This is a genomic window from Methylobacterium sp. A52T (genome assembly GCF_053346095.1).
In genome coordinates this window covers 1-8,053 of sequence record NZ_JBKFBI010000198.1, presented here as the reverse complement: position 1 = coordinate 8,053, position 8,053 = coordinate 1, and the positions used below count along the sequence as shown (strand labels likewise).

The following is an 8,053-nucleotide window of genomic DNA, read 5'->3' as shown; positions in this document are numbered from 1 at the left end:
CCGGCGGCGGGGCGGCGACGACCGGCGCGGCGGCGGCCAGCGCCGCCGGAGCCGCGGCCCGGCGCATAGCACCCATCGCGCCCTCGTCGGACTCGGTGCTCCGGCTGCTGCTGCTGCTGCCGTAACGGCCAAAGCCGAAGCGCGGCTCGATCAGGTCCAGCACCGCGTCCAGCGCGGCGTTGCTCAGCGCCACCTCCTCGGCCGCCGGCACGCCCTGGATGGCCAGGGCCGCCCGCTCGAAGGCCGGCTCGCTGCTGACCTCGCGGCCGAACCAGCTCGGGGCGTGGAAGCCGGCGGCCTCGCCGTCATCGTCGAAGGTGACGCTGATCAGGTCCAGGCTGCCGGGGGTGACGTAGCGGTCGATGGCGATCTCGCGCCCGCCGGCATTCAGCGTGGTGCGGTCGTAGGCGGCCTTGCCGGGGCACACGTCCAGCAGGGCGTCGCCGTGGGCGCGCGGGACGTCGGTGCGCTCCTCGACCGGGATGCCGTCCGGCCCCTTGTTCACCAAGACCAGCTGGCAGACTTGGCCGTCGACGCGCACGCAGGAGGCCCGGCCGCCCTGGGGCGCGAAGTGACCCTCGGTGATGCGGGCGCCACCCCGCTCCTTGCGGATCAGGCGGACCAGGGATGGTGCGACCAGAAATCGGCGAACGGTGCTCATGAACTCAAAACCCCTCCCGCTTGGTCGGCGGCGCGCCGATCCGGCGGACAGCCCTCAGCGCCGCCGGGCCGCACGGAAGGGGACACGTGGAGCCGGCCCGCACGGCGTATAAGCTGACTGCCACGCCGTATTCGCCAGAGCCTGACCACTTCCGTCGCCAATCACCGGACAGCGACATCCTGAGACTATAGAGCGCTAAGCAAAAACGCGACGAAATCAAGACCGGATCCGGCCGAGGATCCGGCCCCGGCCGTCCCTGTCCCCGATATCCCGGCTTTCGCGCCGCGTTTCCGAACCCAGGTTAGCGGGCCCGGCGATTCATTCAGCCGGCTCGAAATTCATCGCCGCGCCGTTCATGCAGTAGCGCAGGCCGGTCGGCGCCGGGCCGTCGTCGAAGACGTGGCCCAGGTGGCCCTTGCAGCGGGCGCAGTGCACCTCGGTGCGGACCATCCAGTGGCTGCGGTCCACCGTGGTCTCGACGGCGCCGTCGAGAGGCTCGAAGAAGCTCGGCCAGCCCGTTCCGGACTCGAACTTGGTACCCTGCTCGAACAGCGGCTGACCGCAGCCGGCGCAGGTGAAGGTCCCGGCCCGCTTCTCGGCGAGCAGGCAGCTCGTGCCGGCCCGCTCCGTGCCGTGCTCGCGCAGGACCCGGTACTGCTCCGGCGTCAGCGCCGAGCGCCACTCGGCGTCGCTGCGGGTCTCCGGGCTGGTGGTCGGCGTGTCAGCCATGACGATCTCCCTTCTCGCCACGCTATATAGGGATCGCCCGCCCTATCCGGCAGTCCCGGAGGATGCCGCAGGGCGTCTCCGGGATCGGAGACGCGGCGCTCAGGCGGCGGCGCCGACGGTGTCGGCCATCCGCGCCCGGCGCGCGCCCATCGGCAGCGGCGCGCCCGTGGTGGTATCGCGGGCGGTCTGGTGCTCCAGCTCCGCGTTGATCTCGCCCCCGAGCAGCACGATCGTCGAGGAGATCCAGATCCACGTCATGAAGCCGATCACGGCGCCGAGCGACCCGTAGGTCTCGTTGTAGGTGCCGAAATTGGCGACGTACCAGGAGAACAGGAGCGAGGCGGCGAGCCAGAGCAGGCCCGCGACGACGCTGCCGAACCCGACCCAGCGCCAGCGGGCGTGCTCCCGGCTCGGCCCGAACCGGTAGAGCACCGACAGGCCGCCGAGCAGGACTATCAGGATCGCCGGCCAGCGCAGGGCCGCGAGCAGCCACGCGGTCGAGCCGAGGCCCAGGAAGTTCAGCATCACCGGCACGACGACGATCACGTTGAGCGCGACGATGATGAACAGCAGGGCGCCGACCGTGAAGGTGAGCGAGCGGAGGTTGAGCCAGAAGAAGTTCCGCTTCTCCTCCTCCTCGTAGACCACGTTCAGCGCGTCGAACATCGCCTTCATGGCCGCGTTGGCGCTCCAGATCGACAGCAGCAGGCTGGAGAAGAACGTGATGCTGAGGGAGCCGCTGCCCTTGGCGGCGATGCGCTTGACCTGGTCGCCGATGAGCTCGACCGCGCCGGACGGCAGGACCGCGTGCAGCTGGGCGAGGTGATCGTTGATGACGGTCACGTCGGCGAAGAGGCCGTAGCACGAGACCAGCGCGGCGATGGCGGGGAACAGCGACAGCAGCGTGTAGAAGGTCACCCCGGCGGCGACCGCCAGGACCCGGTCCTTGTTGAACTCCAGGTAGACCCGGACGACGATGTCCTTCCAGCCGGACCGCGTCATCTCGACGGGGCTGTCGGCGGCGCGGCCGCGCTCCGGCTGGGTCGCGGCGGTGAGCTGCGCGGCGCGCCCCGAGATCGAGCGCGCCCCCGCGGCGACGCCCTTCCGCAGGCCCCGATCGTCGCAGGACGGATCGCGGTCGAGCGGCGGCTCGTCGGCGGGGAGAGCCGCCGGCACGCGGCGCCGTGCCGGCGCCGCCGCGAGGGCGACCAGCGCCGAACCGAGCATCAGGATCCAGAGGATCGAGCCGCCCTCTGAGGGGCCGGTCGAACGCGACGGTGACGGGGGCATGGATCGGGGCCAGTGCGCGGAACTGCCGCGCTCGGGACTCCCAACGTCGTCGTGCCGCGGCCGTTCCGCGCGTCGGGCGGGGACGCCGCGGCCCTCCGCGCGTTGTGCTCGTTATGCGCGATCAGCCCCGTCTCGGATTCTGCTGCAAGTTCGTCTTGGACGAGCCGCCCGGCACCCACGCCACCCTCAAGGCGGAGCGGGAAGCCACGCTGCACATGAACCTCACCAGCGTGACCATGGCCCATCTCACGAAGCTGGAGCCGGCCGCCCGGCGGGCGAAGCTCACCGGCCTCGTCGCCCATAACCTCGACGCCCTCGCCCGCCAGATCGCCTGGGTCGGGGCCCGGCCGCCGCTGGAGCGCCTCCTGCGCATGGCGAGCAACGTCCTTCCGGGCTACACCCACCCGATCGCGCAGTCTCTCTACGCCGAGCCCGAGATGGCGGCGCTGGTCGAGCGCGGCCTCGCCGAGGCCGGCGCGCTGGCCCGCCGCCTTGGGGTGCGCCTGAGCTTCCACCCGGGACCGTTCTGCCTGCTGGCGAGCCGCAACCCGGCGGCGATCGCCAACGGCCTGTCCGAGCTCGACTACCACGCCGAGATCTTCGACCGGATGGGCTACGGCGGCGGCTGGCACCCGCACGGCGCCCACATCAACATCCATGTCGGCGCGGGCGACCCGGGGGTCGAGGGCTTCCGCGAGACCCTGCCCCGGGCGAGCCGGGTGGCGCGCGACCTCGTGACGGTCGAGAACGACGAGAACGTCTTCGGCCTCGACGCGGTGCTGCGGCTCGCCGACCTCGTGCCCGTGGTGCTCGACCTGCATCACCACTGGGTCGAGAGCGGCGGCGAGTATCTCGAGCCGGACGACCCCCGGATCGCCCGGGTGCAGGAATCCTGGCGCGGCGTCCGGCCCGTGGCCCACATCAGCGTGTCGCGCGAGGCGGTCTCCGCCGCCTGCGATCCGGACGCCCTGCCCGACTTCCCGGCCCTGCGCGCGGCCGGCCACGCGGTCCGGGACCTCGCCGCGCACTCCGACATGATGTGGAACCGGGCGGTGAACGACCTCGTCGCCCGGCACCTCGCCTGGGCGGATTTCGAGATCGAGGCCAAGGCGAAGAACCGCGCCTCCGTGCAGATCGCCCGACACATCCTGGCCCTCGAGGGGGCGGCGCCGATCGCGGCCGAATGACGGGACGGTCTCGACGCGTCCGCCGGTCCGCACTAGGCATCCCGGTATGAAGACCGCCGACTGCGACATCCTCATCGTCCCGGGGCTCGGGGGCTCCGAGGAGGACCATTGGCAGGCCCGCTGGGCGGGCCGCCTCGCCACCGCGCGCGTGGTCGAGCAGGACCAGTGGCACGAACCGACCCCGGAGGCGTGGTGCGGCCGCATCGCCGAGGCGGTCGCGGCGGCGACGCGGCCGGTCATCCTGATCGCCCACAGCCTCGGCGTGGTGGCGTGCGTCGAGGCGGTGCCGCGCTTCCCCGCGGGGGTGGTCCGCGGCGCCCTCCTGGTGGCGCTCCCGGACGTCGAGGAGGCGCCGGACCTGCCCGACGCGGTCCGGGCCTTCGCGCCGGTGCCGCGCGATCCCCTGCCCTTCCCGTCCCTGCTGGTGGCCAGCCGCACCGACCCGTACTGCCGCTACGAGCGGGCGGACGACTTCGCCCATGCCTGGGGGGCGCTCACGGTCGACGCGGGCGAATCCGGCCACCTCAACGTGGCGAGCGGGCACGGGCCCTGGCCCGAGGGGCTGATGCGGCTCGCCGGGTTCCTGAAGGGGCTCTGAGCCTGCGCGCCCTGCGGCGCGGCGCGAGGACGATCGGCGTCCCCGTGCCTCGGCGGGATGGGACCGGCGCGGGTCGCATTAACGCGCTGTTTACCACCGCCCTCTTCAGTGGCGGGACGGGCGGTCCTTCGTCCCGAAGCCGCCCCTGGAGAGCACCGTGACGCGCAAAGAGCTTCTGGAACGACTCGAAGCGGTGCAGACCGCCCTCGGCCCCCGGGCCCAGAGCAACTTCAACAGCTCGCTGTTCAACGACGTGACGCTGCTCAAGCGGATCGAGGCCTTCGAGGCCAAGCTCGGCGAGCCCGAGAAGCCGAAGACCGCCGACTACACCGGCAACATGTTCTCGCGCATCGCCAACCGCCGCGCCGCCGCGGGCGCCAAGTAGCCCCGCCCTACTTCGGCTCGGCCTCGGCCGAGCGCAGCAGCTCGCCGGCGACGTCGGCGAGCCGCGGCGGGGCCTCCCGCACGAACGGCAGCGGCCGGCAGACGTTGAGCGCCGCGAGCCCGAACCGGGCGGTCATCAGCCCGTTGAGCACGCCCTCCCCCAGCTTGGCGGAGACCCGGGCGGCGATCCCGAGCCCCAGAACCTGCTGCATCACGCTCTCGCCCACCGCCATGCCGCCGGTGACCGTGAGATGCGCGAGCGCCGCGCGCCCCAGCCGCAGGAAGCCCAGGAAGCCCGGCCGGCCGCCGTAGATCGCGGCGATCCGGCGCAGCAGCCGGACCGCCGCGAACACCACGAAGGCCACGTCGACGATCGCCCGCGGGCTGAGAGCCGTCACGGCCGAGACCTGCTTGGCCGTCGTCGCGATGGCGTTCCGCGCCTGCCGGTCGAGGCCGGCGAGCAGCTCGTGCTCGGCCAGGCCGATCCGGTCGTCCACGTCGAGGATCGCGTCGGCGGCGGCGTCGATCCGGGCGCGGCCCGCCGACAGGGCGTCGCGGTCCGCGTAGAAGGTCGAGAGCGCCTGCACCACCGCCTGCGCGCCGGTGTGGTCGCGGGTTGCGAGGGCGTCCAGCGCCGACTGGCGCAGCCGCTCGATCTTGCGCTCGCGCCGCAGGCCGGCGAGCTCCCGCGCCACGATCGCCAGCAGCGCCAGCGCGGCGAGGCCCAGCAGCGCGAGGGCGACCCAGCCGAGCCAGGGGGCGGCCTGGAACAGGTCGCTGATCATCCGCTCGACCGACAGGCCGACGCCCAGGGAGACGAGGCCGCCCACCGCCGAGAGGAACAGGGCGCCCCAGGGCGAGCGCGTGCGCGGCGCCACCGGCACGGCGACGCCGTCGGCGGCGTCGAGGATCTCGAAGGGTTCCTCGACGATCCGGGCCTGCGGCGGCCGCGGTCCGAGCGGCGTCGTGGTCACGCTCGGCTCGCCGACCGGCTCGGGGCTGATCCGGAAGGCGCGGGGTTTCTGGCCGGAGGTCATGGTCGCGGGCTCCGCATCGCACACATCGTCACGCCAGCCGGTCGCCGATCAGGAACTGCATCGCCCGGTCGAGCCGGATCTGCGGCAGGTGCCCGGCGCGGCCGAGCCCGTCCGGGCGCACCAGCGGCGGCCGGAAGCGCGGGAAGCGCAGCGAGCCCGGCTCGACCGCCCCCTCCAGCACCGCCTCGGCGCGGGCCGGCAGCTCGCCCGGGAAGATCGCGGCCTCGCTGTTGCCGTCGAAGACCTCGTCGCCCACCACCTCGCCGGCCTCCGGGGTGCCGGCCACCGCCCGCAGCGTCTCCGACCCGTCGTGGACTGTGGTCTCGCGGGTGGCGCGCACGGAGGCGAGCGCCACCGTACCGACCCGGGCGCCCGCGGCCTCGGTCCGCCGCATGGCCCGCGACACGAGCAGCCGCAGCAGCGCGTCGAGCCGGTCATGACTCGTCTGGTGGAGGTGGTCGGCCTTGGTGGCGGCGAACAGCACGCGGTCGGCCCGGGGCGCGAACAGCCGCGACAGCACCGTGTTGCGGCCGATGTTGAGGCTGAGCAGCACCGCGTCCAGCGCCTCCTCCAGCTCCGCCAGGGCGGTCGGCCCGGCATCGACCGCCGACAGGACGTCCACCAGCACGATCTGCCGGTCGACCCGCTGGAAATGGTCGCGGAAGAACGGCGTCACGACCTTGGCCTTGTAGGCCTCGAAGCGCCGCTCCATCAGCCCGGCGAGGCTGTCGGGGGCGATCGTCTCGGTGAGCCGGTCGAGGGGCGCGAAGGTCAGCGCCGGCGAGCCCGCGAGGTCGCCCGGCATCAGGAACCGGCCCGGGGGCGTCGTCGCCACGGCTTCGGGGCCGGCGCGCAGGCCCGCGAGGTAGGTCTTGAAGGCGTCGCTCGCCCGCTCTGCCGCGACCTCGTCGAGGGGGCCGTTCGGGTCGAAGCCCTTCAGCGCCTCCAGCCAGGGCGCCGCCACGGCGGCGCGGCCGGGCCGGCGGGTGCCGCCGATCGTCGCCCGGGACCACGCCGTGTAGCTGGTCTCGATCAGCGCGAGGTCGAGGAGCCACTCGCCCGGGTAGTCGACCACGTCGAGCATCAGGGTCGCGGGGCCGGAGCGCCAGCCGGCGGCGCGCTCGTAGGCGATCTCCAGGCGGAACTGGCTGATCCGGTCGGTGGAGCGCGGCCAGCGCCGCGCCTCGGTGAGCGTCGCGAAATGCTCCTCGAAGGGGAAGCGCGGCACGTCGTCGTCGGGCTGGGGCACCAGCTTGGCGCGACGCAGGCGCCCCTCCTGGGCGGGCGCGAAGGCCGGCAGCGCGTGGGTCTCCACGAGGTGGTGGATCAGCGCCGTGGTGAACACGGTCTTGCCCGAGCGCGCGAGCCCGGTCACGCCCAGCCGCAGCGTCGGCTGGACCAGCAGGTCGTGCGAGGCTTCGGCGAAGGCTTTGACGGCCGAGCCGGCGCGCGCGGCAAGGTCGATCAGGGGCACGGGCGGGCTCGTGGTGAGGGGAACGGGCCGGGCAGAGGTGGCGCGGGCGGGCCGGAACCGCAAGGCTTGCCGCCCGGGAAGCGTCCCCTAGGGCGTTGCGGTGTCGGCGGCCGGCGTGAGCGGCCTCAGCCGGGCGATCGCCCCGGCGACGAGGTCCGGGCCGGCGCGCAGCGTGCCGAGCTCCACCGCCGACATCGCCAGCATGACGGACGCCAGATTGGCGCGCGGCGCGCCGTCCGGTCCGAACAGGTCGAGGTCGTCGCCCGGCTTCAGGCCAACGCTGCCGCTGATCCGGTTGGCGTAGGCCTGGATTCGGACCTCGTCGCCGGTGCAGAGGGGGGCCGGCAGGCGCAGGTCGAGGACCGGCAGGCCGACCGCGATCGCCGGCAGCAGCGCGGATTCGGCGACCATCCGGTCGGCGCTCGGGACGCGACTCGGCTTCCGGTCGAGGAGCGCTGACGGGTCGGCGACGCTCCCGGCCGGGCGGCCGGTGGAGGCCGAGATGCCCGCGGCGATGTCGGGAACCGGCTGGAGCATCGCCACCCGCGGGATGGCGGCCGGGCGCCGGGTCGGGCGGCCGGCCATCTGGGCGAGCGGCGACCAGGGCTGCACCCGCAGGGCCGCCTTGCTCCGCGGCGCGCCGCCGGGGCGGTGCGCGGCGAGGTAGCGGGCCCGCAGGGTCCGCCCGAGCCC

8 protein-coding genes and 1 pseudogene are annotated in these 8,053 nt (G+C 73.7%); 3 read left to right on the top strand and 6 right to left on the bottom strand.

Annotated features, from left to right (window positions below; translation table 11 throughout):
* The 3 genes from ACLBYE_RS28340 to ACLBYE_RS28330 all read right to left on the bottom strand — a co-directional run.
* A partial coding sequence (locus ACLBYE_RS28340; RefSeq protein ID WP_447696712.1) for a hypothetical protein occupies positions 1 to 661 on the bottom strand: 661 nt, incomplete at its 3' end.
* A 318-nt stretch (positions 662 to 979) separates the two neighbouring features.
* Complete coding sequence (gene msrB / locus ACLBYE_RS28335; protein WP_020095375.1) at positions 980 to 1,390, bottom strand: peptide-methionine (R)-S-oxide reductase MsrB; 411 nt, start codon at positions 1,388 to 1,390, stop codon at positions 980 to 982.
* Positions 1,391 to 1,489: 99 nt separating this feature from the next.
* Positions 1,490 to 2,680, bottom strand: coding sequence for a YihY/virulence factor BrkB family protein (locus ACLBYE_RS28330; RefSeq protein WP_091680380.1), 1,191 nt, complete (start codon positions 2,678 to 2,680; stop codon positions 1,490 to 1,492).
* A gap of 113 nt (positions 2,681 to 2,793) precedes the next feature.
* Here ACLBYE_RS28330 and ACLBYE_RS28325 point away from each other — a divergent pair, with 113 nt between their 5' ends.
* From ACLBYE_RS28325 to ACLBYE_RS28315, 3 genes are all read left to right on the top strand, one after another.
* Positions 2,794 to 3,867, top strand: a complete 1,074-nt coding sequence (locus tag ACLBYE_RS28325) for a UV damage endonuclease UvsE (RefSeq protein WP_447696711.1) — start codon at positions 2,794 to 2,796, stop codon at positions 3,865 to 3,867.
* 46 nt (positions 3,868 to 3,913) lie between these two features.
* Positions 3,914 to 4,465 (top strand): RBBP9/YdeN family alpha/beta hydrolase, encoded by a 552-nt coding sequence (locus ACLBYE_RS28320; protein WP_447696710.1) that lies wholly within the window; start codon positions 3,914 to 3,916, stop codon positions 4,463 to 4,465.
* Positions 4,466 to 4,622: 157 nt separating this feature from the next.
* Entirely contained in the window at positions 4,623 to 4,850 is a 228-nt protein-coding gene (locus ACLBYE_RS28315; RefSeq protein ID WP_012319110.1) for a hypothetical protein, read from the top strand.
* 7 nt (positions 4,851 to 4,857) lie between these two features.
* Here ACLBYE_RS28315 and ACLBYE_RS28310 read toward each other — a convergent pair whose 3' ends face one another.
* The 3 genes and pseudogenes from ACLBYE_RS28310 to ACLBYE_RS28300 all read right to left on the bottom strand — a co-directional run.
* Complete coding sequence (locus ACLBYE_RS28310; protein WP_447696709.1) at positions 4,858 to 5,886, bottom strand: YcjF family protein; 1,029 nt, start codon at positions 5,884 to 5,886, stop codon at positions 4,858 to 4,860.
* Positions 5,887 to 5,914: 28 nt separating this feature from the next.
* A complete protein-coding gene (locus ACLBYE_RS28305) occupies positions 5,915 to 7,360 on the bottom strand; it encodes a YcjX family GTP-binding protein (RefSeq protein WP_020095380.1) in 1,446 nt (481 codons plus the stop codon).
* Positions 7,361 to 7,447: 87 nt separating this feature from the next.
* Positions 7,448 to 8,053: pseudogene (locus tag ACLBYE_RS28300) on the bottom strand (hypothetical protein); the annotation flags it as partial.